Annotated in this window: 1 protein-coding gene; it reads right to left on the bottom strand. The window is 64.6% G+C overall.

Annotation, left to right across the window (positions count from 1 at the left end; translation table 11 throughout):
• Positions 1-27 precede the first annotated feature (27 nt).
• Positions 28-1,298, bottom strand: a protein-coding gene (locus ACGF7Y_RS36460; protein WP_157171027.1) for an IS3 family transposase whose coding sequence is annotated in 2 segments (ribosomal slippage) — positions 28-1,010 and positions 1,010-1,298 — 1,272 coding nt in all. Because the reading frame shifts where the segments join, the coding sequence is not laid out codon by codon here.
• Positions 1,299-1,342: the final 44 nt, after the last annotated feature.

The following is a 1,342-nucleotide window of genomic DNA, read 5'->3' as shown; positions in this document are numbered from 1 at the left end:
CTGAATCGCCCCGGCGAGTCCGGAGACCTATTGGTGTGACAGCCCAGCGGATGGCTGGGCAGGGTTTTGAGCGTAGTAGGCGGCCTCCATCTCGGCGGGTGGGATGTCGCCGCAGTACCGGTAGAGCCGCCGGTGGTTGAACCAGTCCACCCATTCCGCAGTGGCGAACTCGACGTGATCGACACTGCGCCACGGGCCGCGCGGCTTGATCAGTTCGGTCTTGTAGAGGCCGTTGATCGTTTCGGCGAGAGCATTGTCGAAGCTCGATCCCACCGCCCCCACGCTGGGCTGGATCCCGGCCTCGGCGAGACGTTCGGTGAAGGCAATCGACGTATACTGAGAACCTCTATCAGTATGGTGCACAACATTTTTCACATCCCGTCCCGCTCTTTCGCGGGTCCAGATCGCGTGCTCGATCGCGTCGAGGACCAGGCTGGTGGTCATCGTGGTGCCGGTGCGCCAGCCGATGATCCGCCGGGCGTAGGCGTCGATCACGAACGCCACGTAGACCCAGCCGGACCAGGTCGACACGTAGGTGATATCGGCAACCCAGACATGGTTCGGCGCTGTCGGCGCGAACCGGCGGTGCACCAGATCCGCAGGCCGTTCAGCCGCCGGATCGGCGATCGTGGTGCGCTTGACCCGGCCGCGCCGCACTCCGCGCAGGTGAAGCTCCCGCATCAGGCGTTCAATCGTGCAGCGGGCGACCCGATGGCCTTCCCGGTTCAGCTGCAGCCATACCTTGCGGGCGCCGTAGACACCGAAGTTCTCACGATGAACCCGCACGATCTGCGGTTTCAGTTTCTCATCGCGGACCTGACGTCTCGTGGGTACTCGCTTGCGATGTTCGTAATATGTTGAGGGAGCGGCTTTCACGCCGAGCTCGCAGAGCCCGGCGCAGATCGACTCGACGCTCCACCGAAGCCCGCCGCCCTCGCGGCGGCCTTGGTGTTCGGTGATGAACCTCGTAATCAGCGCTGCGGCCGGTCGATCTCGGCGGCGAAGAAAGCCGACGCCGCCTTCAGAATCGCGTTGGCACGCTTGAGCTCTGCGTTCTCCCGTCGCAATCGCTTCAACTCCGCGGACTCCTCGCTGGTCACCCCCGCCCTGGCGCCGGCGTCGACCTGTTCCTGGCGAACCCATTTGCGGACCGTTTCCGCGGTCCCCACCCCGAGCAGGTCAGCGACCGCGCCGATCGCGGCCCATTCCGACTCGTACTGCTCACGAACCTCCGCGACCATGCGGACAGCCCTCTCACGCAGCTCCGGCGGGTACTTCTTCGAACTCACGGACTTCATCCTTCCTCAACAGATGAAGTCTCCCGACCCGCCGGGGCGATTCA

The organism is Nocardia sp. NPDC047654 (assembly GCF_043205035.1).
Classification (GTDB): domain Bacteria; phylum Actinomycetota; class Actinomycetes; order Mycobacteriales; family Mycobacteriaceae; genus Nocardia.
This window is presented reverse-complemented; position numbering and strand designations above follow the sequence as displayed.